The sequence below is a fragment of the Haloferax sp. YSSS75 genome (assembly GCF_046764215.1).
Taxonomy (GTDB): domain Archaea; phylum Halobacteriota; class Halobacteria; order Halobacteriales; family Haloferacaceae; genus Haloferax.
The window spans coordinates 1,237,899-1,261,880 of record NZ_CP177206.1; the positions used below are offsets into that span (position 1 = coordinate 1,237,899).

At 64.3% G+C, this 23,982-nt stretch carries 25 protein-coding genes; 14 read left to right on the forward strand and 11 right to left on the reverse strand.

The window, feature by feature from the left end; translation table 11 throughout:
* The first annotated feature begins 14 nt into the window (after window positions 1–14).
* Both ACK3R5_RS06560 and ACK3R5_RS06565 read left to right on the forward strand, forming a co-directional pair.
* Complete coding sequence (locus ACK3R5_RS06560; protein WP_411968445.1) at window positions 15–293, forward strand: hypothetical protein; 279 nt, start codon at window positions 15–17, stop codon at window positions 291–293.
* On the forward strand, window positions 290–568 hold the full coding sequence (locus ACK3R5_RS06565) for a hypothetical protein (protein WP_411968446.1): 279 nt from the start codon (window positions 290–292) through the stop codon (window positions 566–568). Before ACK3R5_RS06560 ends, ACK3R5_RS06565 begins: the two co-directional genes overlap by 4 nt.
* A 19-nt stretch (window positions 569–587) precedes the next feature.
* Here ACK3R5_RS06565 and ACK3R5_RS06570 read toward each other — a convergent pair whose 3' ends face one another.
* From ACK3R5_RS06570 to ACK3R5_RS06580, 3 genes are read right to left on the reverse strand one after another with little or no spacing between them, the layout of a single operon-like run.
* Entirely contained in the window at window positions 588–1,370 is a 783-nt protein-coding gene (locus tag ACK3R5_RS06570) for a metallophosphoesterase (RefSeq protein WP_411968447.1), read from the reverse strand.
* Between the two features lie 4 nt (window positions 1,371–1,374).
* On the reverse strand, window positions 1,375–3,183 hold the full coding sequence (locus ACK3R5_RS06575; RefSeq protein ID WP_411968448.1) for a rpa-associated protein: 1,809 nt from the start codon (window positions 3,181–3,183) through the stop codon (window positions 1,375–1,377).
* Window positions 3,180–4,460, reverse strand: coding sequence for a Single-stranded DNA binding protein (locus ACK3R5_RS06580; RefSeq protein WP_411968449.1), 1,281 nt, complete (start codon window positions 4,458–4,460; stop codon window positions 3,180–3,182). Before ACK3R5_RS06580 ends, ACK3R5_RS06575 begins: the two co-directional genes overlap by 4 nt.
* A gap of 117 nt (window positions 4,461–4,577) precedes the next feature.
* Between ACK3R5_RS06580 and ACK3R5_RS06585 the strand changes: the two genes are divergently transcribed.
* The gene (locus ACK3R5_RS06585; protein ID WP_411963263.1) at window positions 4,578–4,943 is read left to right on the forward strand and encodes a hypothetical protein; all 366 of its coding nucleotides are present in this window, start codon (window positions 4,578–4,580) and stop codon (window positions 4,941–4,943) included.
* Between the two features lie 7 nt (window positions 4,944–4,950).
* Here ACK3R5_RS06585 and ACK3R5_RS06590 read toward each other — a convergent pair whose 3' ends face one another.
* Window positions 4,951–6,021 (reverse strand): glycosyltransferase family 4 protein, encoded by a 1,071-nt coding sequence (locus ACK3R5_RS06590; protein ID WP_411965796.1) that lies wholly within the window; start codon window positions 6,019–6,021, stop codon window positions 4,951–4,953.
* Window positions 6,022–6,142: 121 nt separating this feature from the next.
* Between ACK3R5_RS06590 and ACK3R5_RS06595 the strand changes: the two genes are divergently transcribed.
* The 3 genes from ACK3R5_RS06595 (at window position 6,143) to ACK3R5_RS06605 (ending at window position 7,572) form a co-directional block, all read left to right on the forward strand.
* Complete coding sequence (locus tag ACK3R5_RS06595; protein ID WP_411968450.1) at window positions 6,143–6,802, forward strand: 2,5-diamino-6-(ribosylamino)-4(3H)-pyrimidinone 5'-phosphate reductase; 660 nt, start codon at window positions 6,143–6,145, stop codon at window positions 6,800–6,802.
* Window positions 6,803–6,899: 97 nt separating this feature from the next.
* Window positions 6,900–7,235, forward strand: coding sequence for a thioredoxin (trxA, locus tag ACK3R5_RS06600; RefSeq protein WP_411965797.1), 336 nt, complete (start codon window positions 6,900–6,902; stop codon window positions 7,233–7,235).
* A 187-nt stretch (window positions 7,236–7,422) separates the two neighbouring features.
* Window positions 7,423–7,572 carry a hypothetical protein gene (locus ACK3R5_RS06605; protein ID WP_411968451.1) on the forward strand — a complete coding sequence of 50 codons (150 nt, stop codon included), beginning with the start codon at window positions 7,423–7,425 and terminating at the stop codon, window positions 7,570–7,572.
* Between the two features lie 100 nt (window positions 7,573–7,672).
* Here the strand turns inward: ACK3R5_RS06605 and ACK3R5_RS06610 are convergent, their stop codons facing one another.
* Window positions 7,673–7,987, reverse strand: a complete 315-nt coding sequence (locus ACK3R5_RS06610) for a NifU family protein (protein WP_411963266.1) — start codon at window positions 7,985–7,987, stop codon at window positions 7,673–7,675.
* Window positions 7,988–8,113: 126 nt separating this feature from the next.
* Here ACK3R5_RS06610 and ACK3R5_RS06615 point away from each other — a divergent pair, with 126 nt between their 5' ends.
* Window positions 8,114–8,830 carry a ribosome assembly factor SBDS gene (locus ACK3R5_RS06615; RefSeq protein ID WP_411963267.1) on the forward strand — a complete coding sequence of 239 codons (717 nt, stop codon included), beginning with the start codon at window positions 8,114–8,116 and terminating at the stop codon, window positions 8,828–8,830.
* Window positions 8,831–8,884: 54 nt separating this feature from the next.
* Here ACK3R5_RS06615 and ACK3R5_RS06620 read toward each other — a convergent pair whose 3' ends face one another.
* Window positions 8,885–9,214 carry an FUN14 domain-containing protein gene (locus tag ACK3R5_RS06620; RefSeq protein ID WP_411963268.1) on the reverse strand — a complete coding sequence of 110 codons (330 nt, stop codon included), beginning with the start codon at window positions 9,212–9,214 and terminating at the stop codon, window positions 8,885–8,887.
* A 242-nt stretch (window positions 9,215–9,456) separates the two neighbouring features.
* On the opposite strand from ACK3R5_RS06620, the gene hflX reads away from it, so the two are divergent.
* Window positions 9,457–10,758: a GTPase HflX gene (hflX, locus tag ACK3R5_RS06625; RefSeq protein ID WP_411968452.1), complete on the forward strand. Its 1,302-nt coding sequence runs from the start codon at window positions 9,457–9,459 to the stop codon at window positions 10,756–10,758.
* Window positions 10,759–10,763: 5 nt separating this feature from the next.
* On the opposite strand, the gene moaC is transcribed toward hflX, so the two are convergent.
* Together moaC and ACK3R5_RS06635 are read right to left on the reverse strand one after the other, a co-directional pair.
* Entirely contained in the window at window positions 10,764–11,282 is a 519-nt protein-coding gene (gene moaC / locus ACK3R5_RS06630) for a cyclic pyranopterin monophosphate synthase MoaC (RefSeq protein WP_411963270.1), read from the reverse strand.
* Window positions 11,275–12,714, reverse strand: a complete 1,440-nt coding sequence (locus tag ACK3R5_RS06635) for an NAD(P)H-hydrate dehydratase (RefSeq protein ID WP_411968643.1) — start codon at window positions 12,712–12,714, stop codon at window positions 11,275–11,277. Before ACK3R5_RS06635 ends, moaC begins: the two co-directional genes overlap by 8 nt.
* Window positions 12,715–12,828: 114 nt before the next feature.
* Here ACK3R5_RS06635 and ACK3R5_RS06640 point away from each other — a divergent pair, with 114 nt between their 5' ends.
* From ACK3R5_RS06640 to ACK3R5_RS06650, 3 genes are all read left to right on the forward strand, one after another.
* Window positions 12,829–14,013 carry an MFS transporter gene (locus tag ACK3R5_RS06640; RefSeq protein ID WP_411968453.1) on the forward strand — a complete coding sequence of 395 codons (1,185 nt, stop codon included), beginning with the start codon at window positions 12,829–12,831 and terminating at the stop codon, window positions 14,011–14,013.
* A 41-nt stretch (window positions 14,014–14,054) separates the two neighbouring features.
* Window positions 14,055–14,444 carry an ArsR/SmtB family transcription factor gene (locus tag ACK3R5_RS06645; RefSeq protein WP_411963273.1) on the forward strand — a complete coding sequence of 130 codons (390 nt, stop codon included), beginning with the start codon at window positions 14,055–14,057 and terminating at the stop codon, window positions 14,442–14,444.
* A gap of 85 nt (window positions 14,445–14,529) precedes the next feature.
* Window positions 14,530–16,884, forward strand: coding sequence for an ATP-dependent DNA helicase (locus tag ACK3R5_RS06650; protein ID WP_411968454.1), 2,355 nt, complete (start codon window positions 14,530–14,532; stop codon window positions 16,882–16,884).
* A 12-nt stretch (window positions 16,885–16,896) separates the two neighbouring features.
* On the opposite strand, the gene ACK3R5_RS06655 is transcribed toward ACK3R5_RS06650, so the two are convergent.
* Window positions 16,897–17,088, reverse strand: coding sequence for a hypothetical protein (locus tag ACK3R5_RS06655; RefSeq protein WP_411963275.1), 192 nt, complete (start codon window positions 17,086–17,088; stop codon window positions 16,897–16,899).
* Window positions 17,089–17,260: 172 nt separating this feature from the next.
* On the opposite strand from ACK3R5_RS06655, the gene ACK3R5_RS06660 reads away from it, so the two are divergent.
* On the forward strand, window positions 17,261–17,482 hold the full coding sequence (locus tag ACK3R5_RS06660; protein ID WP_411963276.1) for a hypothetical protein: 222 nt from the start codon (window positions 17,261–17,263) through the stop codon (window positions 17,480–17,482).
* A gap of 42 nt (window positions 17,483–17,524) precedes the next feature.
* Here the strand turns inward: ACK3R5_RS06660 and ACK3R5_RS06665 are convergent, their stop codons facing one another.
* On the reverse strand, window positions 17,525–19,267 hold the full coding sequence (locus ACK3R5_RS06665; RefSeq protein WP_411968455.1) for a DNA mismatch repair protein: 1,743 nt from the start codon (window positions 19,265–19,267) through the stop codon (window positions 17,525–17,527).
* Between the two features lie 85 nt (window positions 19,268–19,352).
* The gene (locus ACK3R5_RS06670) at window positions 19,353–19,658 is read right to left on the reverse strand and encodes a UPF0058 family protein (RefSeq protein ID WP_411963278.1); all 306 of its coding nucleotides are present in this window, start codon (window positions 19,656–19,658) and stop codon (window positions 19,353–19,355) included.
* Window positions 19,659–20,089: 431 nt separating this feature from the next.
* On the opposite strand from ACK3R5_RS06670, the gene ACK3R5_RS06675 reads away from it, so the two are divergent.
* Together ACK3R5_RS06675 and ACK3R5_RS06680 are read left to right on the forward strand one after the other, a co-directional pair.
* Window positions 20,090–22,102: a PAS domain S-box protein gene (locus ACK3R5_RS06675; protein ID WP_411968456.1), complete on the forward strand. Its 2,013-nt coding sequence runs from the start codon at window positions 20,090–20,092 to the stop codon at window positions 22,100–22,102.
* Window positions 22,103–22,234: 132 nt separating this feature from the next.
* Window positions 22,235–23,980 carry a bacterio-opsin activator domain-containing protein gene (locus ACK3R5_RS06680; protein ID WP_411968457.1) on the forward strand — a complete coding sequence of 582 codons (1,746 nt, stop codon included), beginning with the start codon at window positions 22,235–22,237 and terminating at the stop codon, window positions 23,978–23,980.
* Window positions 23,981–23,982: the final 2 nt, after the last annotated feature.

The following is a 23,982-nucleotide window of genomic DNA, read 5'->3' on the forward strand; positions in this document are numbered from 1 at the left end:
TTCAACTGAGGACCATGTCCCCGAACCGTGTCTTCTGGCTCTCGTTCGCTGTCTTCGGTCTCACGGCGGCCGTCTCGGTTGGGCTCGATATCGCGGCAGGGAGCGTCGGTATCGGAACTGTCGCCGTGCTCTTCGGCGTCCTCGCTATCGGGTATGGCTCGTTCGTCGCCCTCACGGACCCAGAGCGTGCGAACGTCCCGACGACGTGGGGGCCGCTCGTCTACCTCGCCGTCGCGGGAACAGCAGTGTTCGTCGCCGGCGTGGGGCTACAGGTGTATTCGGTGGTCGCATGAGTCCCGAACGAACGTTCTGGCTCTCTCAGGCCGGGTTTCTGGTCGGTAATGCCCTCATCGCCTTCGGCGTCGGGACGCGCGAACTCGCCACGTGGGAAGTCGCCTTCTGGGCAGGACTCGTCGTTCTCGGCGGTGTGTTCGCGGTCTACGCCGTACAGGAACGAACGCGAGGCGTCCCGGAGTACTTCCGCGAGTGGTCCGGGTGGCAGCGCATGGCGCAGATTGCGGGCGTCACGGTGTTCGTTCTCGGAGTCCTCGTCCACGCCTTCTCGTAGTCGGCGCGACAGGTCTGGGTCACACTCGTTCGTAGTCGCCCAACCGCGTCCCGTCTAACAGGTACGCCTCGCCGTCTGCGAGCCCATCCGGAAGAAACGGCGAGAGGAATCCCTGTCCGGGGACGTTGACCCACGTTCCACCCGAGGTGTTGTTGAACGCCGGAAACAGCACGAGTTCCGGGTCGTGCCACTCCAGTTCGGACACGTCCACGTCGAAGTGCTCGGCGAAGACGTCTGGAACGAGTGACCCACGAAGCCAGACGCGCTCTTTTCGCGCCCCGCCGACTTCGTCTTCGAGTCTGACCGCCGGGTGTTCGTGCGCCGAACAGACCACGTCGGCGGCGAGTACCTCCCGCGAGGGCCACGTGTGGCCGTGACAGAACCCGACGTCGCCGAGTCGGACGCCATCGCGTCCAGTCACCTCGACGGAGTCTCCAAAGAAGTCAGCGAGGCCACCGTCGTGGTTGCCGGGGACGAGCGTCATCTCCGCGCGGTCGGTCACCGCCTCGACGAGGTCGGTCAACTCGGCTGCCTCGTCACCCTTCGGGTCGCCGATGCGGTGGCCCAAATCGCCGAGGATGACGAGACGGTCCGCGTCGGTCCGGTCGAGGAGCGAGAGCAGTCGCTCGCGGCGGACCGCGGCGTTCGACGGGAGTTCGACACCGCGTTCGTACCGGAGGCCTGCCTCGATGCCGGCGTGGTAGTCGGCGAGGACGAGCGAGCGCTCCGGAAACCCACGGCGAGTCGTCCGCGCGACGGCGGCGGGTTCGCCGGGAATCGGTTCGACGAGCGGACCGGACACGGCCTCAGATGGCCTTCAGCACGTCGTCTCGTGGTTCGTAACAGCGACCACCGAGGAGTGCGTCCTGGATGGCGTCTTCGACGGCGTCGACGTCCGCGCCGTACTCGTCAACGACGGCCGCGACGACGTCGTCGTGGTCGGCACCGTCGCCGTCGTCGAGTGCTTCCATCGTCTCGACCACGACAGACTCCAGGTCGACGTCACCTGCGGATTCGGCGTCGTCGGCGTCTGCGTCGCCAGCATCGGCGTCGCTCGGTTCGTCGTCCGTTTCGGCGACGTCGTCCGCGTCGGCCACGTCGTCGTCCTCCTGTTCGGAGATTTCGTCCACGTCTGGCACGTCGATGTCCGCCTCACCGGCGGGGTCGACGTCCGACCCACTCGTGAACTCGGTGCCGAACTCGGATTCGATTTCCGCGCGTTCCTCGTCGTCCATCTCGTACATTCCAGACGGGTCGGTGGCGTCGGCTTCGGAATCGGCCGTCTCGGAGGCAGTGTCCGCTGGCGCGTCTGCCGTCTCGGACTCCGTCTCTTCTTCGATGTCCGGAAGGTCGTCGTCGAAGTCACCCAGTTCGTCCAAGTCGGGTTCGTCGAGTTCGTCCTCGTCGAGTGACGGGGAGTCGTCCGCGCTCCCGTCATCGAAGTCTCCGAGCGACCCGGTGGTCGATTCGGCGGAGTCGGGTTGGGACGCGTCGGCGTCTGGTTCCGGTTCCGATTCGACGACCGGTTCGGTCGATTCCGATTCGACGACCGGTTCGGTCGATTCCGATTCGACGACCGGTTCGGTCGATTCCGGTTCGACGACTGGGTCCGGTTCGGGCTCAGAAGGCTCGGCTTCGACTTTTGACTCGGCTTCGGCGTCCGGTTCCGACTCCGACGAGACAGGTTCCGATTCTCCCGCACCTGTCTCTGCTTCCACAGCGACGGCGTCAGCTTCCGCTGGCACGTCTGCCGAAACTTCCTCGGCCGAGTCGGCGTCGTCAGTCAGTTCGACATCGTCGGCAGATTCGGCGTCGTCGGCAGGTTCGGAATCGTCGGACGATTCGACGTCGTCAGCAGGTTCGACGTCGACGCTGTCGGCCGGCAACAGGTCGAGTTCTGGAAGCGACCCGAGCGTCGCGTCACCTTCGTCGCCCGGCGACACCGTGAGGTTCTCGACCTGGTCGCGTTCGCCGGCGACGAGTTCGAGCGCCTGCACGGCGAGCGTTCGGAGTGCTTCGAGGTAGGCGCGGGTGGTCCCGTAATGGTCGATAGCCCGCGGGATTCCCTCCGCGAGCGTCGAATCGACACCGCGTGCTTCGAGGTGGCGAGTGAGTTCGTCACCGCGTTGCGGCATCGACAGCGCCTCGTCGAAGACGGCGATGCGGTTCAGCGTCGCCTCTGCCGCCGTGACCAGCCATCGGTCACGCACGTCGGCGTCGATGGTGTTGATGCTCTCGGGCCGAATCGACGTGTAGACCACGTCTGCATCGTCGGGTTCGTAGGTCCGAGCCTTACCGGCCAGCGCGACGAACGCCGGCGGGGTGGCCTGCTCTAAGAAGGCCATCGGTTCGGGTTGATACTGCCCGGCGTAGGTGACGAACGCGCCAGTCGGGTCGGCGATTCGACCCCGGAGGACTTCGTCGTTGACGTGTTCGACTTCGGTGAGCGCACCGGCGACGAAGGTCCGGTTGAGACGCGCTCCCGTCGGGGTGACGACGTAGTTCGGCGCGCGTTCTTCGTCGCTCTCGGAGTAGGACAGCGAGGCGTCGTCGAACTCGGCGGCGAAGACGCGGTAGGCGACTTCGCGCGTCCCGACGACCGGTGAGGAACTCATGCGCCCACCTCCGTGAGGAGGGCCTTCGCACGGTCGGCGGGGTCGTCGTCGGTCTCTTCGAACTCGTCCGCTTCGAGGTTCGCACCGTACTCGTCTACCGAGAGGTTGCCGCGGACGCGGTACTCACGGCCGACGAGGTTCGACGCGATTTCGTCTGCGACGACTTCCTTGTCCATCGCGTCGCGGGCGGCGGCCATCGCGTCTTCCATCGTTCCGCCGTACACCTCGGTGGTCAGGTCGTGGTCGAGGATGGCGGTCAGCGTGCCGGTGCCATCGTCGAGAATCGCTTTCACGCGCATGTCGTCTTCGCCGTCGACTTCGCCGTGCTGGCGACATTGGCCGTTCTGGATGACGCGACTGCAGTCGGGACAGCGCTCGATGAGGCCGGACCCGTCACGGACTTCGAGGACGTTGCCGAGTACTTCCACGTCGAACATGCCGCCGGCATCGACTGCCTCGCCAATCTTGAGACGCGGCGCGGAGTCGGTGACGGCGACCGGTTCGTCGAGGAGTTCGAGCGTCGTGAACTCAGAGAGGTTCACCTGCGGGACGCCGCGGAACTCGCGGACGTACACGTCCGAGAGGCGGACGCTCGCACCTTCTTCGAGGTCCGGCCGGGGTTTCCAGTCGGTGAAGGGGAGTCGTCCAGTCTCGTCTGCGAGGACGCCCGAGAGAATCGTCGTCTCGCCGTCGCGACCACTGATGGTTCGCGACTCGACTTCGAGGACGCGCGCCTCGACGGTTCGGCCACGGTCACCGGCCTGTAAGTCGATGAGGTTCGCTTCGCCGCCGATTCGGTCGTCGTACGGCGTTTCGACCGTCTCGGACTCGACGCCGACTGTCGAAGACGCGCCGACGTTGAGTTCCGGTTTGCCGTCCCACTCGCGGACGCCGGCGTTTCCAATCGTCACCGAGTCGCCGGGTTCGAGGCCGAAGTCCTGCCACGCGGTGTAGGAGATGATGCCGGACTCGTCTGCGAGTTCGCCCTCGCGGATGGTCTGTTCGTCACCCTGGTAGACGATAGAGCGCGTCCCGACGGTGAGGACGCGGACGGTCACCGAGACGTTGCCGTCGTTCGGGCCGATGTCGGCGATGCGCTTCGACGACGGTGCGCCGTCACTACCGGACGACCCGCCGCCGTGTTTTCGGCGGACGCTCTGTTTCGCTTCGTCCAGTGGGACGCTGTACTGCAAGAGGTTCTGCAGGTCGGATTTGACCTCCTCTTTGTCAACACCGAGAGCGGAGGCAAGCTCCTCGGCATGTGGTTCGATATCCATCGGTGGGCACTTCGGCCCCTTCGGATAAAAAGGGTTGCTGGCACCCACCCCGGGGAGGGGTCGGCGGCCGGATTCCGTGGGCGAATCACTAAGTGTTCGCGTGTCAGTTGAACGCGTATGCCGAACGACGACACACACGAATCCGACGAAGACGTCTCCTTTTCGGTGACCATCGAAAACGGCGGGACGACCATCCTGATGGAGGGCGACAAAGACACCGCAGTGGTCGTCCGGTCGGCGTCGGGCGAACGAATCTACCTCCCTCCGGAGGATTTCGACTCGACGCCCGACGACAGTCCGTACCAGCGCTCGGATAGTCCCTACCAGTCGTCGTACGACTCGCCGTACCAGTCGGTCCAGACAGACGACTCACCGTATCAGTCTGCACGCGGGACGATGCCCCGCGAGGGGATGGTGCCGACGCGAGATGGCTACCGGATTCGACATCCGGAACCCGTGACCGACCTTCGCCTCCTCCGCTAACCGCGACTTACGCTTCTGCTTCGTCCGGCGTTTCGTCTGTGTCGTCGCCCTCCAGTATCTCGTGGTAGTATTCGACCGTCTCGTCGACGACGCGGTCCCACGTGTACGGTTCGTACTCGGGTTCGCCGTCGAGTGAGAGGCCGTACTCGATACCGTCTGCAATCGACCGCGAGTCGGGTTCGACTTCGATGACGCAGTCTTCGGGGAGGACTTCCGCCGCGCCACTCTCGGTGGCGACGACGCGCGTTCCCACCGAAAGCGCCTCGACGATGGTGATACCGAACGGTTCCGACAGCGACGGCGAGACGAAGAGGTCCGCAGACGCGTAGTAGTCGCCGAGTTCCTCTTCTGGGATGTAGCCCGCCCACTCGATTCGGTCTTCGACGCCGAGCAGTTCTGCGAATCGTTTGAGTTGCTCCGTGAGGTGGCCCGACCCACCCATGACCAGCGTCACGTCGTCTCGGTCGAGTTTGTCCAGCGCGTAGACGAGGTGGGAGATGCCTTTCTGGTCGGTGTGTCGGCCGACGAAGAAGAGCATCTTCCCGTCGATACCGAGTTCGTCTTTGATGTCACGGCCCGTCGTCTCGACTTCGGAAAAGCCGTTGTAGATGACGTGGCAGTCGCCGCCGTACTCTCGTTTGACCTTTCCGGCGAGGAGTTCGCTCACCGCGAGCAGGTTATCACAGCGCTCTGCGATGCGGCGTTCGGTCTCGACTTCGCGTTGGGGTGGGTCGATGTTGCGGTCCGAGGACAGCGAGTGGAACGTCGTCACCCACTCGACGTCTTCGTTGTTCGACTTGGCGCGCGACCCGGGGCCGTACCCGAACCAGTCGTGGGTGTGGACAATGTCGGCGTCCGCGGCCCGTTCGGCGAACTTCGTTCCCAGTCGACCGATTCGGGTGATGATATCCCCTTCGCCAGTCGGCACACCGGTGATGCCCTCACGGTCGGGGGCGTACTCGGCGGGGAGGACGAGTTCGATTTCGACGTCGTCGCGGTCTTCTAACCGCTCGAACATCTCACCGACGTGTGTGTCGAGTCCACCACTGACGTTCGGCGGGAACCCCCAGCCCAGCATGAGGACTTTTGGAGTCATTGATGCCACAACGTACCACACAACCCTATTTAATTCCTGTCCGATAGTCTTCGGGCCGACTCGGCACCGAAAGGCGTTTTCACACCCCGGTCGACCGACGACTATGCACGTCCACGTAAACGCCGCCACGAGTGTCGACGGAAAACTCTCGTCGCGCCGCCGCGAGCAGGTGAAGATTAGCGGCGACGACGACTTCGCTCGCGTGGACGAGATTCGCGCCGCCGCGGACGCCGTGCTCGTCGGCGTCGGGACCGTTCTCGCCGACGACCCGCACCTGACGCTCGACGACGCCGAACTCGCCGACGACCGCGAGTCACGAGGAGACGCCCCACATCCGGCACGCGTCGTGGCCGACTCCCGCGCTCGCACGCCACTCGACGCCCGCATCCTCGACGACGAAGCGACGACGTATGTCCTCGTCTCCGAGGACGCACCGACAGACCGGCGGGACGCGCTCGAAGAAGCAGGTGCAGTTGTCGTAATTGCCGGCGAGGAACGCGTCTCCTTTCCGGCGGCCTTCGACGCCCTCGAATCCCGCGGCGTCGACCGGGTGATGGTCGAAGGCGGCGGCGAAGTCATCTTCTCGCTGTTCGACGCGGACCTCGTGGACGAACTGACCCTCTACGTCGGGTCGCTGGTCATCGGTGGCCGGGACGCGCCGACGCTCGCCGATGGCGAAGGATTCGTCGAGAACTTCCCTCGACTCTCGTTGCAGAGCGTCGAGCGCGTCGACGACGGCGTCCTCCTGACGTACGAGTGTTGAAACCGGGGTTTCGAGCACCCTCTCCGCGTTTTCGCGGTCGTGCAACTCCTCGCAAACGGGCGCAATGGGTAAGGCCATCGCGCCGATAGAAGGTGACATGAGCACACCCGAAGCGAAGAACGCGCCGATTCACGTCGAGAGCGCCGACCACCTCGACGAACTCATCGCAGACAACGACATCGTCCTCGTCGACTACCACGCGGAGTGGTGTGGGCCGTGTAAGATGCTCGAACCCACCGTCGAAGAGATTGCCGAGGAGACGAACGCCGTCGTGGCGAAAGTCGACATCGACGAACTGCAGGACCTGGCACGCGAAAAGCAGATTCGGAGCGTCCCGACGCTGCAGTTCTTCGCGGGTGGCGAGAAAGCGCACCAGGTCGTCGGCGTCCAGAGCAAAGAGGACCTCGTCGACGTCATCGAACAACTCGCGTAATCTTCCACTTCGGTTTTTGGCGTCAGTAACCCCGTGAGCGGTGCGCTACGTCGCGTCTCGTGGATGGGAGAATCGTCCCTCTGAAGTGAAATGTCGATTCTCGACTGACAGAGTGAGACACTTCGCTGTCTGGGCTGACGAAGCAATGGCAGTATGACTCATTCAGGTTCGTAAATTATCTCTCGTAATGGTCGATTTTGAAGGCGGATACGCCGGCGTCGGGGCGGCGCTCGGAATCATATTTGGTCTGCTGCTCGGTGGTCCGTTCGGTGGTGTCCTCGGTGCCTTGATTGGCGGCGGAATCGGGTGGTATCTCGAACGTAATTCGAGCGACTAGCGGCCTGTCTCTCGCGAGTCGATAGTCAGCGCCCCATCAGGACAGGACAGGACAGGAAAAATTCGAACAGCGGAGAATCGAGAACGGGAGTGAGCGAGGTTCAGAACGGCGCGTCGGAGACGTCGGGTTCGAATCCAGCGCCCGGTTCGTCGTCGTAGAAGCCACCAGTCGTCGCGTGAACGGCGTCGATTTCGTCGAACTCCATGACCATCCGGGACTTGAGCGCCTGAATCGTCATCGGAGAGATGCCGCACCCCGAACACGCGCCGGTGAGCGAAATCCAGACTTCGCCCGTCTCTTTGTCGATTGCCTCGATGCCGGCGCTCCCGCCGTGCATCTGAATCTGCGGGAAGTTCCGACGCATGAACAACTCGAGGCGTTCTTCGAGTGACTTCTCCGATGCTTGCGAGCTCATACTGAGTCGTGGGGGTTCGGCCAGCATAACGGTTTCTTCGGTGTGTGAACCGACCGATTTCGACAGACGACGGGGCGAGATGCCGGGCGGCGAGGGCTTTTTACCAAGGAGAGAGTATCGGAACCTATGATTTCACTCGACGAAGCAGTCACTGCCCGTCTCGAATCTCACGGCGCACGGTTCGAAGTACTCATCGACCCCGACGCGGCGCTGGCTATCAAACGAGACGAGTTCGAGGGTGACCTCGAAGACGTCATCGCCGCCGAAGACGTGTTCGAAGACGCCTCACGCGGTGACCGTCCCGCGGAAACCGACCTCGAAAAGGTGTTCGGCACGACGGACCCGATGCAGATTATCCCGGAAGTCGTCAAGAAAGGAGAGATTCAGATTACGGCAGAACAGCGCCGTGAGATGCAAGAACAGAAGCGCAAGTCGCTCATCAACCGCATCGCACGCAACGCGGTCAACCCACAGATGAACGACTCGCCGCACCCGCCGGAGCGAATCGAACGCGCACTCGAAGAGGCCGGGTTCAAAATCGACCCGATGGAACCCGTCGAGTCGCAGGTCGACGACGCACTCGAAGCGCTTCGCCCGGTGTTACCAATCAAGTTCGCCGAAGTCACCGTCGCCGTCCAGTTACCGGCCGAGTACGCCGGCAGCGGACAGGCACAGATTCGGAGTTACGGCGAACTCGAACGCGAGGAGTGGCAAAACGACGGGTCGTGGGTCGGCGTCATCACGTTCCCTGCAGGGATGCAAAACGACTTCTACGACAAGGTGAACAACATCACGAGCGGAACGGCGGAGACCCGAATCGTCAAAGACGAAGACGACCTCTAGAAACCGCGAACCGTCACTTTTCGAACGAATCGTCCCGTCGGCGAAGCGCCTCGGTTACCCCTTCTTGAATCCGACGAGGAAGCCACCGGAGAAGCCAGCAGAGATAGAGAGCGTCGAGAGAATCGACGAAATCCAGTCCGGCGGTGCACCCGTCGCGGCGTTCTCGGTTGCTTTGACGAGGCCACCGGTGAGTCGCTCCCAATCGACGGAGAGGATGCCGCGTGATTCGAGGAACTTGAAGACGGCCAGTTCGAGGCCGACGATGACGGCGATGAGCTTCGCCACCTTCTTGGCGGCGAATCCGATGATGCCGCCGATGACGGCCCCGCTGCCGAATTCGAGGCCCAATTGTTGTGGGTCGACGCTGAGTTGCAAGGGGTCCATACGGCGAACATCCTTCGCGTTCGTATAAGTCATTTGTGGGGGACAGTCACCGAACGCGAGACGTCTCGCTGGCCCTCGGGCAACCTACAAGGGCAACCGGCGTGTAAGAGCTTGGCATGTGTGTGGAGGTGACGAGAGACCATCTCGTGGCGTGAGCATCACCGAGCGGGGCTTAAGTGCCTCGGGCGGGTAGTACCAAGTGACACAGTGCAGGCAACGTACACCACAATCGAGGGAGGGCGATGACTCGCGTCGTCGTCGCGAAGCGCGTCGACCGTGGAGACGCCGAACTCACCGAGATAACGGACCTCGCTCGCGCGGCGGGATACGAAGTCGTCGGGAACCTCTCGCAGACTCGCGAAGAGGACGCAGCCTACCACTTCGGCGAAGGGAAGGTAGACGAATTAGCGGCGCTCGTCGCCCGCGAAGACGCACAGGCCGTCATCGTGGACAACCGACTGGGGCCGTACCAGACCTACAACATCGCCCAGAAGCTCCCGTCCAACGTCGAAGTCATCGACCGCTTCACGCTCATCCTCGAGATATTCGGGCAGCGGGCCAACACCCGCAAAGCGCAGCTACAGGTCGAACTCGCGGAGTTACGTTACGAACTCCCCCGTGCCGAGGCGAAAGCGTCGCTGGCGAAACGCGACGAACGACCCGGCTTCATGGGGCTCGGCGAGTACGACGAGAGCCGCGAACGCGACATCAAAGCACAGATTTCGCGAATCAAGAACGAACTCGACTCCATCGCCGACAAAGAAGAGACGCGACGCGAACAGCGCCGTGAATCCGGGTTCGACCTCGTGGCACTCGCAGGTTACACGAACGCCGGGAAGTCCACGCTCATGCAGCGACTCGCGGCGGACCTCGAAGTCGGCCAGAACGACGACTTACACCCTGACCTCGACCCGACCGCCGAGTCTCAGGACAAACTGTTCACGACGCTCGGAACGACCACCAGGCGGGCCGAGACGGGCAAACACGACGTGTTGCTCACCGACACCGTCGGGTTCATCTCCGACCTTCCACACTGGCTGGTCGAGTCGTTCAAGTCCACGCTCGACTCCGTCTATCGTGCTGACCTCGTGCTCCTCGTCGTCGACGCCTCCGAACCAATCGAGGAGATGCGCGAGAAACTCATCACGAGTCACGACACCCTCTACGAACGCAACGAGGCCCCCATCGTCACCGTGTTCAACAAGGTGGACAAGGTAGACGACGAGGAACTCGAAGAGAAACGCGCCGCGCTCTCGGCACTCGCGCCGAACCCCGTCGCGGTGTCGGGACTCACCGGTGAGAACATCGCCGAGTTGACCGCGCGCGTCGAAGCGGAACTGCCGGCGTGGGAGCACGAGCGACTCTTGCTCCCGATGAGCGACGGCACGATGAGTCTCGTCTCGTGGCTCTACGACCACGCCCACGTCGAAACCGAGGAGTACGAGGGCGAACAGGTCCACGTCGAGTTCGAGGCCCGCCCCGAAATCGTCGAGAAAGCCCGGGCGAAGGCGGCGAACCTGTCGGTGACCGCCGACTCCTCCTGAGCGCCTTATTCCACCGTCTCTTTCTCCTTCGTCACCACTTCGACGTCCGTAATCTTCGTCCCCGGATACTGCCCGTCGTCGTCTTTCTCGGCGGCCTTCACCATATCCCAGACGACGTTGAGACCAGTCGTCACGCCCTCTAACGCTTCCATCTCGCACCCGGTCTTTCCGGTCGTTCCGACAGTGACGGTGAGCGTGACGGCGTCGTCGGCGACGTCGAACTCGGTGTCGACGTTCGTGATGGGAATCTGGTGGCACATCGGAATCGTCTCCCACGTGTGTTTGACCGCCTGAACCGCGCCGATTCGCGCGGTGGCCAACACGTCGCCCTTCCCGATTTGGTCGTCGCGAATGGCGCGGATAGTGGATTCGCTGAGGTGGATGGTTCCACGCGCGACGGCGCGACGCCGAGTGTCGGGTTTCGCGCCCACGTCCACCATCTGGACGTTTCCGCTCTCGTCGACGTGTGTCAGTTCGCGTTCGTCGCCACCGTTCGTCTCGTCTCGTGGTGTGTCGTCAGTCATGGTGTTCGCTCCGAAGGCCTGCAGGTAGTCGGTCGAGCAGGTCCGTGGCGACGAGTCCGCCGTCGAACTCGTCGGCGGCGGCGTCTCCCGCCCGGCCGTTCGCGTAGGCGGCGACTGCCGCCGCATCGAGCGGTGGGAGGACGCTCGCCAGCGCTCCGGTTGCCCCCGCGAGCACGTCGCCGGTGCCGCCGACGGTCATGCCGGGGTTGCCGGTGCGGTTGACGCGAACCTCGTCGCCGTCCGAAATCACGTCGTAGGCACCTTTCACGAGGAGCGTGTGTCCGAGTTCGGCGGCGAACTCGCGGACGAGTTCGCGTCGGGTCTCCCAGTCGGCGTCCGTCTGCCCGCCCATCTTCAGTAACTCTCCTTGGTGCGGCGTACAAATCAGCGTCGCCTCGGTGTCGACGTCGGGGACGACTTGTAGGGCGTCGGCATCGACGACGGCAGTTCCGTCGTAGGCGGCGAGGAACTCGCGGACTGCGTCCAGCGACTCCTCGGCATCGCCCAGACCCGGACCGAAGACGACGACGTCCCTGTCGGCGGCGAGTTCGAGCAGGTCGGGGACGTGGGCGGGTTCGAGGTGGTCGCCGTCGAACCCGCTGACGATGAGGTTCTCGGAGTAGCCCTGTACCTCGCGGGCGACGTGGTCGGGACAGGCGACGCGAGCGAGGTCAGCACCGGCGCGGAGGGCGGCCTGTGCGGCCAACGCGGGTGCGCCGGTGTACGGGCCGCCGCCGACGACGAGGACGTCGCCGTGGTCGCCTTTGTGACTCTGTGGGTCGCGCCGAAGCGCGAGCAAGTCCCCGGGACCGGTGAACAACTCGGCGGCAGACGGGATGCCGATGTCGGCAACCGTGACTGGCACACCGAGCGAACCGAGGCCGGGTTTGTCGTCGTGGAAGGTGACGACGTGGTCCGCATCGACGGCGACACCTGCCGACTCGCCGGTGTCCGCATCGACGCCCGACGGAACGTCGACGGCGAGCACCGTCGCGTCCGAGTCGTTGATTGTGCGGGCGGCAGTCGCCTCCGGTTCGCGGAGTGCGCCAGTCACACCGGTTCCGAGCATCGCGTCGAGGACGACGTCGGGGCCGTCGAGTTCGAACTCCGAGGAGTCGGTGACAGTGCGCACGTTCGCCTCGCTCGCGACGAGTGCGTCCCAGTTCTCGCGGGCGATGTCTGTCGAGATGGTCTCGGGGCGACCCAGGAGGGAGACTGTCACGTCGTACGCGTTCAGGAACCGCGCGGCCACGAGAGCGTCGCCGCCGTTGTTCCCGCGTCCGGCGACGATAGCGACGGACGCACCGGGGTCCACGAGTTCACGACAGACCCGAGCGACGGCGTTTCCGGAAGACTCCATGAGTTGCTTCCGCGGGACGCCGAGGGCTTCGGCGTTTTCGTCCACCGCGGCCATGCGTCGACTCGTAATCATGTGGGGTGGTTCGCCCGCCCCCGCGTTAACGTATGTGGTCACGAAGTGAGCGATTCGTCCGCCGTCCCGACCGCTTCCGCAACGTTTGACTCCCGGCCGTGAATAGAGGCGTCAGTGACCCGCCGCCTCTTTGGAACCCTCTGCGGACTCGTCTTCCTCGTCAACTTCGGCCGCGTCGCGTTTCCACCGCTCGTGGAGACGCTCCAGATGCAGTTCGGTGTCGGCCCGGCCACCATCGGCGTCGTGACGAGTCTCGTCTGGTTGGGGACTGCTCTCCCGCGAATTCCGGTCGGCTATCTCCTCACGCGCGTTCCACGTGACCGGGTCGTCCTCGGGGCAGGGACGTTGCTCGTCGCCGCCGCAGGGTTCACCGCGAGTGCGACGTCGATTCTGACGCTTCAGGTCGGGGCGTTCGGCCTCGGACTCGCCTCCGGTGCGTACTTCGTCTCTGCAGTCCCGCTGGTCGGCGAACTCTTCCCCGAACGCGTCGGGCGCATGGTCGGCATCCACGGGGCGGCCAGTCAGGTCGCTGCCGTCGTCGCCGCCCCCGTCGTCGTCGTCATCCTCGCGTCGTTCTCGTGGCGCGCGACGTTCTGGGTGCTCGCCGTCGCCGCCGCCGTCGTCACCGTCGTCCTCTACGCCGTCTCCCGAGACGGGAGTACGGAGACGGGGACTGGCACCGACCGGAACTTTTCGGCCGCGCTCGGCCACTGGAAACTCATCCTCACGGGAATCCTCCTCATCGCACCTGCGGGGTTCGTCTGGCAAGGACTGTTCAACTTCCTCGTCTCCTACATGACACAGGCGAAGGGATTCTCGCCGACTGCGGCGAGTACGATGCTGACGATTATCTTCGCGGCGGGCGTCCCCGCGTTCTCGCTGTCGGGGCGACTCGCGGACAAACTCCCGCACGTCCCGTACATCTTCGCGCTCCTCCTCGCCTTCACGGGCGCGTTGTTCACGTTGACGTACACGCAGGGGTTCGTGGCCGTCGCCGTCGTCGTCGCCGTCCTCGGGTACGTCGTCCACAGTCTGTTCCCCGCACTCGACACGTTCATGCTGTCGTCGCTGCCGAACGACGCGCGTGGGAGTTCCTACGCCGTCTTCAGCGGGGCGGCCCTCCTGTTGGAAGCCAACGGGAGCGGTGCCGTCGGATTCCTGACCGAAGCGAACTACGGATTCGAGATGGTCTTTCGGACGCTCGCGGTCAGTCTCCTCGTCGTCGTGGTTGGACTCGCCGTCCTCTACGTCGTCGGGCGACTTCCCGGCCTCCCGGGCGACGACGAAATCGCCGTGTGACTGTCGAAACGGTTTACTTACTTCGCCTGATTGTCCGTATCATGTCAGGGTTGCTTCCGTCCGAAGGGAACGTCGATACGGGTGGCGAGAGCGCACCCCGCGTTCACTGGTTGGAAGACGACGAGACGGAGCAACTCATCGGGTGTCTCGCCTGCGACACCGCCCGGGATATCCTCTCGTCTCTCCACGACGCACCGGCGACGGCGGCAGAACTCGCAGACGAAGTCGAGACGTCGATTCAGAACGCCCGGCACCACCTCGGGAACCTCGCAGACGCGGATTTGGTCCGCGTCGCCGGGACGCGATACTCAGAGAAGGGCCGCGAGATGAAGGTGTACGCACCCACCGATGGCCCACTCGTCGTCTGCGTCGGCGGCGACGAACGCGACAGAGAGGGCGTCGCAGACGCCATCTCGTCGTTCCTCGAATGAGGCGCGGCCAGGGTTCGACAGACACTGCACTCGATTCTGCGGCGAACGTTCAAATACCGAGACGCGACCACTCACCGACACCCCTATGGCCGTCGCAAGTGGACCACAGAGCGTGACCTGGCAGGAGGTGTTCGGCCACCCGGAGGCGTATCCGGAGCAGGCCGACGGAATCGAGACTGCGATAGCAACCGCCCGCGACGACGGATTCGCCGTCGTCGAAGGCGCGTGCGGGACTGGCAAGACGATGCTCGCGCTGACCGCCGGCATCGAACTCGTCCGCGACCCAGACTCCGACTACGAACGCGTCTTCGTGCTGACGAGCGTCAAGCAGCAACTCCGACAGTTCGAGGCTGACCTCCGCACCATCAACGAGAACCTGCCCGACGAGTGGAACCCTATCTCGGGGCTCACGCTCGTCGGCAAAGCCGACGTCTGTCCGTACAGCAGAGAGACCTGCGGCGGCATCGACGATTCGACCGTCTACGACCGCTGTGAAGGCCTTCGTGACCGAACCCGTGGCCTCGTCGGCGACGGTGGCCGGACGAGTGCCGAAGCGCTGGCGAAAGACGCCCGCGAGCAACAGACCGGCCTCCTCGACACCGGTTCGACCACGACGGGGCCGTCGTACCTCGAAACCGCGGACGAACCGACGCCCTATCCGAAGTCGATGCCCGAGTACGAAGACGTCGAGTACTGCCCCTTCTACGCCAACTTCCTCGCGGACTTGCCCGAGGACGGTGACCCCATCGAAGCCGTCCCGTTCGACTTCTCCGACGAGGGCCTCATCACCCCCGAGGACCTCGTCTCGCTCTCCGCTGGTGCAGGGTCGTGCCCGCACTCCGTGATGGGCGCGCTATTGCCCCACCTCGAAGTCGTCGTCGGCAACTACTACCACGCGTTCGACCCGACGACAGTCGGCACGTTCACCGGCGCACTCGTCGACGATTCGACGTTCGTCATCTGCGACGAGGCGCACATGCTCGAACCGCGGGTCCGTGACCTCGTCTCCGTCGGCGTCGGCGACCGGACCCTTCGCGACGCCGAAAGCGAGTTCACGCGCGTCATCCAACCCGTCGAGTTCGACGACGCCGGCAAGACCACCGAAGACGCCGAACTCGTCCGCGGCGAGTTACAAGAGGCGGACGTGACCCTCCGCGAACTCAAGGAGACGCGCGACTTCGTCCGTGACCTCCGCGAGGAACTCGACCGGCGAGTGACGGCGTATCTCGACACCGAATACGTCGGGTGGCGGGCGGACCTGACCGAACTCGCGGACGAGGAGATACCGCTCCGCGACCCGGAGGAACCGACCGTCGACGAACTCACCGAGTGGGCCGAGGAGAACGGTTACGACGAGGGCACGTGGGTTCGCGCCGAAGCGACGGGGTCGGCCGTCGCGCGCATCCTCGATTCGGTCGAAGAGGACGACAAACGCCGGGCGGCACCCGCGGCGGGGCGCGCCCTCGCGACGTGGGCCTACGCCGACCACGAGAAGTACTTCCGCGAAATCGACCTCGAACGCACGTGGGACGAGATGGAACCGCCCGAGTCGTGGCGGCGTGCGTACAACGCCCGACTCTCGGTCCACAACTGCGTCCCGGGCGAAGCAATCGCCGAGCGTCTCGGCGACTTCGGCGGTGGCGTCCTGATGAGTGCGACGCTCGAACCAATCGACGTGTTCCGACGCGTCACGGGTCTCGACACCCTCGCCGACGAGGGGCGACCGGTCGCCGAGCGAACCTTCGGCCTCGGCTTTCCCGCGTCGAACCGCGCGAGTTTCGCCGTCGACGTCCCGAAGTTCACCCACAGTAACCGCGGGCCACCGGGCGAGGAGAACGAGACGCGCCTCGCCTACACCGACGCCGCCGCCGAAGTGTGCACTCGCTCGCCCGGCAACGTCCTCGTCGGGATGCCCAACTACGCCGAAGCGGAGTGGATGGCGGGCGCACTCGAAGACCGAGTGGACAAACCGGTCCTCCTCGACGAGTCGTCGGGCGATGGTGCGACAGAAGACCTGAAACGCGACTTCTTCGGCGGGACGGGGAAAGTCCTCGTCACGAGTCTGCGTGGCACGCTCACCGAGGGGGTCGATTACAGCGGCGACAAACTCTCGGCCGCCGTCGTCTGTGGCGTCCCGCTCATCAACACGTCGTCACCGCGGACGCGCGCCGTCAAGACGGCCTACGACGAGGAGTTCGGGAATGGATTCGAGACGGCACTGACCGTGCCGGCGGTCAGAAAAGCCCGACAGGCCATCGGGCGCGTCATCCGCGGCACCGACGAAGTCGGGGTTCGCGTCTTCGTCGACGCGCGCTACGCACGCGACTCGTGGAACGGCGTCCGCGACTATCTCCCCGAACAGGAACGCGAGGAGTTCCGCCCGGTCAGTCCCGACATGCTCGGGTTCGGATTAGACCAGTTCTGGTCGTCCGTGGAGTGAAGACGGACGACCCTATCGCTCGTCGTCCCAGTCGTCGCGGCAGTCGTCGTCACAGAAGTGTCGGTACTGCACGCGTCCCTCGTCGTCCACCCACGTGACGACGCGGTGGGTTGGCACGTTGACGATGGGGTCGCCACACGTCGCACAGCGTGGCGCGTCGTCGGGGTCTACGTTCTCTTCTAAATCAGACGTCGGGTCAACCATCGACACGCAGATGGCGTGGCAGCACACTTCAACCCGTCTCCGCCGGCAGATGTCGCCCACTGGAACCACGGGACGCACACCGCTCGCGCCCGCCCGACCGATTCTGTGTTACCGAGTACCACAGTTAGTGAAGGTTATGTAACCACCGTCTCCTCTGTATACGTGACGGCGAATGTCCGAAGTGCCCGCGTCTCAGGATTCGGTTGCAGGGTCTGTTGACCGCCCCGGTTCGGATTCGACTGGTGAGTGTCTGCTTCATAGCGTCGTCGTAACCTACCGAGGAAGTTCCGACCAAATCACCGTCTACCCGCGGCGCGACAGTTGCTGTGACCAGATGGAGGCGTGGTTGACCGCCGACGTCGAGGCGTTCATCTCGCTCGACGAGATGCGATAATCGGCCCGTCGCCGGTCACCACAGACTCTTTCCCGTGCTCGCTCACCCGACGAACTCGGCGTCGGAGAGTGTCTTTTGAACCGCTTCTTCACCGACTGCCGCCGCCAGCGCCTCGAATCCTGCACGCTCTGCTCTGTCGCGTGCGTTCGCCACCAACCGAGAGACGATGAACTCCGGCGTCGACTTCCCGACGGTTCCGAACCGCGGTTGGTAATCGACGCGCAGGTCTAACTCGTCGGTCAACCCCTCCGCGAAGATGCCGTCGATACGCGCTTCGGGCGGGAGGGGACTCAGTTCGTCGGCGAGGTGCGTGACGTAGACGCCGAAGGCGTCGCGTTCGACGGTGAGGTTCACGAGTCCGTTGAGCAGGTCCGCCGCGCGTCCGGGTTCCGTGATGGCCTCGAACTCGTCGACGAGCATGAGCGTCCGCCCCTCGTCGGAGAGTGGTGGGACGATAGACTTGAGCGTCGATTCGAGAACCCCCGCGTTGAAACTCGCGTGGCGGCGGTGGAAGACGAGCGAGTCGAAGTGGCCGACAACTGCCGACTCCGCGGGCACTGGGAGGCCCATCGACGCGAGGATAGCCACCTGCGAGAGCGTCTCCAACAGCGTCGTCTTCCCCCCGCTGTTCGCTCCGGTCAGGACCGAAACCCGGTCACCGGAGGGCGGAACCGGGCCGGACGAACACGTCAGGTCGTGCTCGCCGACGGCGTACGAGACGGGTTGCGGGTCGTCGAGAAAGAGGTTCCGCGCTCCACAGACCGAAAGCCCCGTCTCTGCGACGATTGGTTTCGTGAGGTCGTATTCGACGGCGAACTGAGCGAGCGACAGCGACAACGCGACTTCGTCCACAGCCTCGACGGCGATGTCGACGTCGTCGCGGGCGGCCCAGATTCGGTCACGGAGTTCTTCGGCGACGGACTCCTCGCGTTCTTCGACGTCTGCTTCGATGTCGGAGACGAGCGCTCGAAGCGACGTGCTCACGAAGTCCGTCGCGTCGCGGGCGTCGTCCGCCGCGGCAGCTTCGACTTCGCCTCGTGCGAGGTCCGTCTCGTGGGCGACGTACTCGACGAACGCGGCGCGGAAGTCGTCGAGCGACCTGACGCCGCGTTCCTGAATCGTTTCGAGGACGTCGAAGGCGTTCGATTCGAGTTCCTGGACCGTCTCCAGACGCGTGCGCATCCGGTCGAGTTTCTCGTCGGCACCGGGTTCGACCGACCCGTCGGCGTCGACGTAACCGAGTGCACCGAGTGCGTCGCGGAGGGCGTCTGGGTCGGCGTCGTCCAGCGCCTCGAACGTCTCACCGCGCAGTCCCGCATCACGGAGTTCGAGGGCGGCACTCACGGCGGCACGTTCCGTCTCGCCCGCCTCGTCGTAAGCATCGAAGGCGGCGACGACTGCGTCGCGCGCGTCGTCGGAGAGTCCGGCCCACGCGTCGCTGGCGTCGAGGACCCTGTCGAGGCGTTCGCGTCGCGCGTCCACCGTCGGCAACGGTGTCAACACACGAATTCGGTCGGCGGCGTGTTCCGTCAGGGCGCAGTCGCTGGCGAGCGTCAACAGGTCGTCGTACACGTCGCGCGCGTCGCGGGTCGCGAGCGTGTCGATACCGCTGTTGCCGTCGGCGCGGCGGAGAATGCGTACTGCACGCCCCCGAGTGACGCCAGCGGCGACGAGTGCCCGAACGTCGGCCGACTCGATGGCGGCAACCGCGCCCTCCCTGCCGAGTGCCGATTCCAGTCGGGCCGACGTCTTCGGGCCGACCCCCCAGTAATCTTCGAGTCGCATACCGGGGCGTCTCGCTGGTACGTCTTATGTCCTCTCGTCACCCGGTGGCACCGCTCACGATTCGCGCGGCCAGTGAGGGGAGATGTTAGTGAGAACGGAGACGTCGGTCGGATTCAGTGTGGCCAATCTCGCCGGGGGGCCCGAGGAGATGTTGGCCCGGAATCGTGCTCGTCTCCCGGCCAAGGTCACGTGCGGCACTGACTGCGAGCGCCGTCGAGAGTGTTCTCACTGCCAATTCGTGGTCGTCACGACACGACCGGAGCGCCATCGGGCCGATTTCGAGCCGGTGGTACGGTTCGATGTCTTCACGTGTCGCGATGCCCTCGTCGAGGAAGTTAGCTGCAATCTCGACGAGGAGTGTGTGCAGGTGAATGAGCTCGTTCTTTCTCATATATTGCACATATGTGTTTATCCGCCGTAAAATGAGCGGTAAGTCATGTATTCGGTCTTGTATCTGCTTCAACTAGAAATGAATGTAAGCTGTTGAGACATGAACGAAACTATGTACGTTAGACCGTCTCCGACGGCAGTAGCTCGTCGGTCAATTTCGTCGAAAGGGAGTTGGGTTTGGGCAGGGACACGTTCCACCGAGCGGAGAGAGGGGGGGTCGGGTTCGGTTTCCGCTATGTGGGGAACGTGCGGGCACGACGAGTGACCGGGTAGGTCACTGTGGCCATCTACTGAAAGGAGTGCGTCGGTACTAATTCACGGCCCTATTCAGTTAGGGACGGCCTCGGGGGGCGGGAAACGCCCAAGTCGGTGGGGGCACGACTCGGATGCATATGCACCAACGGCGGCGCACCGGTCGGGGGGATATCTCGAATGACCGGTGACGCACAGCAGTCGTCCGACGACTCGTCGACCACCGAGCGAGCACTCGAAGAACGCCTCGAAATCCTCGCGACGTTCAACGAAGTCATCGCCGACGTGAGCGAAATCATCGTCGACGCGACGCAGCGCGCGGACGTCGAGCAACACGTCTGTGACCGCCTCGCCCAGACGGACACGTTGCGGTTCGTCTGGGTCGGGAGCGTCGACGAGGCGACGGACGACGTTCGGGCGACTGCCTGGGCTGGTGCCGAAGACGGCTACCTCGACGAACTCGACGTCTCGGTAGCGGGGTCGCATCCGGGTGCGGACGGACTCGTCGGGCGTGCCCTCCGGTCGGACTCGGTACAAACGAGTCACAGCATCGCCAGCGACGCCGACTTCGGGCCGTCCCGAGATGCGGCACTCGAACGCGGATACCACTCTGCGGCGTCTGTTCCGCTCGACTTCGGTGACCGACGATACGGCGTCCTCACGATGTACGCCGACCACGACGGTGCGTTCAGGTCAGCGTTGGTCGAACCCCTCCAGAACCTCGGACACACCGTCGCCCACGGTATCGACTCCCACGTCAGGCGCGAACGCGAACGCGAACTGGAGCGACGAGACGCCGCGTTCTCCCGCATCGTCGAAGATATCGAAGAGTACGCCATCTTCCGTCTCGATTCGGACGGCCACGTCGCAAGTTGGAACCGTGGGGCCGAAGCCATCAAGGGCTACACGACCGGTGAGATTCTCGGCGAACACGTACAGACGTTCTACACCGACGAGGACCGAAAGCGCGGGTTGCCGGGGCAACTCCTCGAAGCGGCCCGGCGCGACGGCCGGGTCGAAGACGAGGGGTGGCGCGTCCGCGCCGATGGCTCCGAGTTCTGGGCGTCCGTCGTCATCACCGCGTTGACCGACGACGACGGCGACGTCGTCGGGTTCGCGAAGGTGACCCGCGACATGACCGACCGGAAGCGCCGAGAGCGACACCTCGACGCTGTGTTCAACAGCACGTTCCAGTACATGGGGCTTCTCGACCCGGACGGGACGGTGCTCCGGGTGAACGATGCGGCGCTCGAGTTCGCCGGGACGGACCGGGACGCCGTCGTCGGACGCCCGGCGTGGGAGACACCGTGGTGGAACGGCGACGAAGAACGGGTTGCCGACCTGAAAGCGGCAGTCTCCCGTGCGGCAGACGGTGAGTTCGTCCGGTACGAAGTCGAAGTCGACGGCGGGCCAGACCGGCAGACTGCGGTCATCGACTTCACGCTCACACCCGTCTTCGACGGTGGCGATGTCGTCCTGGTCGTCCCCGAAGGCCACGATGTCACCGAACGCAACGAACGCGAACGCCAACTCCGCCGAGAGCGCGAGCGACTGGAGTTCGTCAACCGCATCATCAGACACAATCTCTTGAACGGCCTCAACGTCGTCGGCGCGCGCGCCGATATCGTCGCGGAGTACGTCGAACCGGACGGCAAGTCGCATCTCGAGACGGTCCGAAACCGGGTGGACGAGATGACGGACCTCGTCGGGACGATGCGGACGTTCATGAGAGTCATCGTCGAACGCGATAGCCACGAACTCCACTCGCGGCCCCTCGCGGACGCAATCGACACCGGCCTCGACGCAGTCGACGGCGCGGAGACGGACGTGGATATCACCGTCGGCCCCATCCCGGAGCTGTCGGTGCTCGCAGACGAGTTGTTGGACGAAGTCGTCGAACAACTCCTGAAGAACGCGGTCCAGCACAACGACAATCCCACACCGAGCGTCCACGTCGACGTCGCGGCGGGTGACGACGTGGTCGAACTCCGCGTGTCGGACGACGGCCCGGGAATCCCGGACGAACAGAAGCGGCCACTCCTCGAAAAGGGAATCGAGGACCTCTCGGACCCGGGGAACGGATTCGGCCTCTTTCTCGTCCGCGAAATCGTCGACGGTTACGACGGCGAGGTTCGTATCGAAGACAACGAACCGACCGGAGCGACGTTCGTCGTGACACTCCCCCGGACGTAACCATCCCGAAACCGTTCGACGCCGACTGTCACGACAGAGAGACTGTCTTTCGCGACTTTCGGTAGCGAGTAAATTCCACCTCCCCCGATGGGCAGATATATATCTTTCCGACGAGACAGTGTGTCCAATACGATGGACACTGACCGCTCGGCAGACGGGCACCCGGACGAACGGGTTGCCGAGCAGACTGTTCTCGTCGTCGACGACGACGAGGACCTCGCAGACACCTGTAGATACTGGCTCGGCGGCGAACGATTCACCGTCGAGACTGCATACGGGGGCCAGGAGGCACTGGACCGTATCGACGACAGCATCGACGTCGTCCTCCTCGACAGACGGATGCCGAGCGTCTCCGGTGACGACGTCCTTGAAGAGATTCGGTCTCGTGGCATCGACTGCCGCGTCGCGATGATGACGGCCGTCGAACCGGACACTGATATCGTCGAGATGCCGTTCGACACGTATCTCGTCAAACCCGTCTCCGAATCCGACGTCAAAGAGACCGTCGAGGAACTCCTCTTTCGGGCGGGATTCGACTCCGAGATTCGAGAGTACTTCGCCCTCGAATCGACCGAACAGGCGCTCGAGAGTCGTGAAATCGAAGAACTTCGGGAACCGGAGGCACTGGACGAACTCCGAAGCAGACTCGACGCTGTCAGAACCGAACACGAGGCGGCGATTCAGTACCGCGAACGGCAACTCGACCGGCTGAACAGGGTCAACGGCCTCATCCGGGATATCGACCGTGCGCTCATCGACGCCCGAACGCGGGAGGAAATCGAACAGACGGTCTGTGACGCCGTGGCCGACGCCCACGAAGCGGCGTTCGTCCTCCGGCGAACCGCCGCCGGCGGACTTCGGTGTACTGCCCAGTCGGGATTCCGGTGTGACCCCTCCGACGTGGACTACAGTTTCGTCGACGACGAATTCGACACCAACGACCCGGACCAAGTGTGCGTCTTCGACGACATCTCGACGGAGCACCGCGCTGCGGTGTTCAACGGCCAGTCGGCCGACCACGAGGACGTGGCGGCACTCTGTGTCCCGATTCGGTACCAAGAGACCATCTACGGTGCGCTCACTGTCTACGACGAGTCTTCGGAGTTCGACGACGAGTCGGTGGCGCTGTTTTCTGACCTCGGTGCGACGGTCGGAAACGGCATCAACGCGGCCGAGAGCAAACGCCTCCTCAACGGCGACAGCGTCGTCGAACTCGAGTTCCGTCTCGGTGTAGACTCGGACGTCCTCGCGGCACTCTCCGCGGATGTCGGCTGTGACTTCTCGCTCGACGGTGTGGCACAGGTCGACGACGGAATCACGTGTTTCGTCACCGCCAGTGGGGTTCCGGGGAGCAACGTGGTCGAAGCAGCAGTCACGTACGACCGCATCTCGAGCGTTCGCGTCGTCACCGACGGAACCGACGAGTCCGTCCTCGAAGTTCGCCTCGACGGCGACTCGCTTCTCATGTCCGCCGTCGACCACGGCGCGAGTATCGAAGCGCTGGAACTCACGAACGGGAGTGGGAGTCTCGCGCTCCACGTCGCTGCCGACGCCGACCACGGGGCGATAGTCGAGGCAGTCACGGGGACGGCACCGAACGTCTCCGTCGTCGCGAAACGCGAAGTCGAGCAGTCGGCCCAGTCAACCGAATCGTTCCGAACGGAACTCGACGGGAAGCTGACCGACCGCCAGAAGTCCGTCCTGGAGACGTCGCTCGTCTCCGGGTACTTCGAGTGGCCACGTGGGAGTACCGCCGAGGAAGTCGCCGAAGCGCTCGGCATCTCGCCGCCGACGCTCCACGAACATCTGCGTGCAGCAGAGCGAAAGCTCATCGAGACGTACTTCGAGGAACTGAATGCGGCACCGGCCGACGACTGAGC

Excerpts from the sequence above, each read along its gene's own strand:
- ACK3R5_RS06680 (WP_411968457.1), top strand. The coding sequence starts at position 22,235 with ATGGACACTGACCGCTCGGCAGACGGGCACCCGGACGAACGGGTTGCC.
- ACK3R5_RS06675 (WP_411968456.1), top strand. The coding sequence starts at position 20,090 with ATGACCGGTGACGCACAGCAGTCGTCCGACGACTCGTCGACCACCGAG.
- trxA (WP_411965797.1), top strand. The coding sequence starts at position 6,900 with ATGAGCACACCCGAAGCGAAGAACGCGCCGATTCACGTCGAGAGCGCC.
- ACK3R5_RS06620 (WP_411963268.1), bottom strand. The coding sequence starts at position 9,214 with ATGGACCCCTTGCAACTCAGCGTCGACCCACAACAATTGGGCCTCGAA.
- ACK3R5_RS06585 (WP_411963263.1), top strand. The coding sequence starts at position 4,578 with ATGCCGAACGACGACACACACGAATCCGACGAAGACGTCTCCTTTTCG.
- hflX (WP_411968452.1), top strand. The coding sequence starts at position 9,457 with ATGACTCGCGTCGTCGTCGCGAAGCGCGTCGACCGTGGAGACGCCGAA.
- ACK3R5_RS06575 (WP_411968448.1), bottom strand. The coding sequence starts at position 3,183 with ATGAGTTCCTCACCGGTCGTCGGGACGCGCGAAGTCGCCTACCGCGTC.
- ACK3R5_RS06610 (WP_411963266.1), bottom strand. The coding sequence starts at position 7,987 with ATGAGCTCGCAAGCATCGGAGAAGTCACTCGAAGAACGCCTCGAGTTG.
- ACK3R5_RS06615 (WP_411963267.1), top strand. The coding sequence starts at position 8,114 with ATGATTTCACTCGACGAAGCAGTCACTGCCCGTCTCGAATCTCACGGC.
- moaC (WP_411963270.1), bottom strand. The coding sequence starts at position 11,282 with ATGACTGACGACACACCACGAGACGAGACGAACGGTGGCGACGAACGC.
- ACK3R5_RS06595 (WP_411968450.1), top strand. The coding sequence starts at position 6,143 with ATGCACGTCCACGTAAACGCCGCCACGAGTGTCGACGGAAAACTCTCG.
- ACK3R5_RS06645 (WP_411963273.1), top strand. The coding sequence starts at position 14,055 with ATGTCAGGGTTGCTTCCGTCCGAAGGGAACGTCGATACGGGTGGCGAG.
- ACK3R5_RS06580 (WP_411968449.1), bottom strand. The coding sequence starts at position 4,460 with ATGGATATCGAACCACATGCCGAGGAGCTTGCCTCCGCTCTCGGTGTT.
- ACK3R5_RS06650 (WP_411968454.1), top strand. The coding sequence starts at position 14,530 with ATGGCCGTCGCAAGTGGACCACAGAGCGTGACCTGGCAGGAGGTGTTC.
- ACK3R5_RS06665 (WP_411968455.1), bottom strand. The coding sequence starts at position 19,267 with ATGCGACTCGAAGATTACTGGGGGGTCGGCCCGAAGACGTCGGCCCGA.
- ACK3R5_RS06590 (WP_411965796.1), bottom strand. The coding sequence starts at position 6,021 with ATGCTGGGCTGGGGGTTCCCGCCGAACGTCAGTGGTGGACTCGACACA.
- ACK3R5_RS06565 (WP_411968446.1), top strand. The coding sequence starts at position 290 with ATGAGTCCCGAACGAACGTTCTGGCTCTCTCAGGCCGGGTTTCTGGTC.
- ACK3R5_RS06655 (WP_411963275.1), bottom strand. The coding sequence starts at position 17,088 with ATGGTTGACCCGACGTCTGATTTAGAAGAGAACGTAGACCCCGACGAC.
- ACK3R5_RS06670 (WP_411963278.1), bottom strand. The coding sequence starts at position 19,658 with ATGAGAAAGAACGAGCTCATTCACCTGCACACACTCCTCGTCGAGATT.
- ACK3R5_RS06660 (WP_411963276.1), top strand. The coding sequence starts at position 17,261 with ATGTCCGAAGTGCCCGCGTCTCAGGATTCGGTTGCAGGGTCTGTTGAC.
- ACK3R5_RS06605 (WP_411968451.1), top strand. The coding sequence starts at position 7,423 with ATGGTCGATTTTGAAGGCGGATACGCCGGCGTCGGGGCGGCGCTCGGA.
- ACK3R5_RS06560 (WP_411968445.1), top strand. The coding sequence starts at position 15 with ATGTCCCCGAACCGTGTCTTCTGGCTCTCGTTCGCTGTCTTCGGTCTC.
- ACK3R5_RS06635 (WP_411968643.1), bottom strand. The coding sequence starts at position 12,714 with ATGATTACGAGTCGACGCATGGCCGCGGTGGACGAAAACGCCGAAGCC.